At 66.9% G+C, this 858-nt stretch carries 1 protein-coding gene; it reads left to right on the top strand.

What is annotated here, in order from left to right:
• Window positions 1–858, top strand: an 858-nt coding sequence (locus ASF38_RS18780) for a (Fe-S)-binding protein (RefSeq protein WP_235497427.1), incomplete at both ends; no start/stop codon positions are given.

The raw sequence follows: 858 nt of genomic DNA on the forward strand, positions 1-858 counted from the left end.
TCGTCATCTCCACCAACCTGACGATGGGCATCGCCTGGCACCGCTTCACCGCCTGGCCGAACATCTGGTTCAAGCGCGAGTCCGACGGTGGCACGGCCCTCGGCGGCCTCGAGCCCATCCGCATCAACGGCAAGGCCCTCGACATGGAGGCCATGGAGGACCTCGAGGAGGAGGACTTCGAGAAGCTCGGCGTCGGCAAGGTCGAGGACTTCTCCTGGAAGGGCCTGCTCGACTTCACGACCTGCACCGAGTGCGGTCGCTGCCAGAGCCAGTGCCCCGCCTGGAACACCGAGAAGCCGCTCAGCCCCAAGCTCCTGGTCATGGGCCTGCGCGAGCACGCCTACGCCAAGATCCCCGCCCTGGCGATCCCCGAGGACGAGCGCACCGAGGAGCAGCAGAAGGAGGTCGAGCGTCCGCTCATCGGCGACGAGGAGATGTACGGCGTCATCGACCCCGACGTCCTGTGGTCGTGCACCAACTGCGGCGCCTGCGTGCAGCAGTGCCCCGTCGACATCGAGCACGTCGACCACATCGACGACATGCGCCGCTTCCAGGTGCTCGTGGAGTCCAACTTCCCGGCCGAGCTCAACAACATCTTCAAGGGCCTGGAGCGCAAGGGGAACCCGTGGGGGATGAACCCCAAGCACCGCATGGACTGGGCCAAGGACCTCGACTTCGAGGTCAAGCAGGTCGGTGTGGACGTGGAGAGCCTCGACGAGGTCGAGTGGCTGTTCTGGGTCGGCTGCGCCGGCGCCTTCGAGGACCGTGCCAAGAAGACCACGCAGGCCGTGGCCGAGCTGCTGAACACCGCCGGCGTCGACTTCGCCGTCCTCGGTGACGGCGAGACCTGCACCGGCG

The organism is Aeromicrobium sp. Leaf272 (assembly GCF_001422865.1).
In the GTDB taxonomy this organism is placed as follows: Bacteria; Actinomycetota; Actinomycetes; order Propionibacteriales; family Nocardioidaceae; genus Aeromicrobium.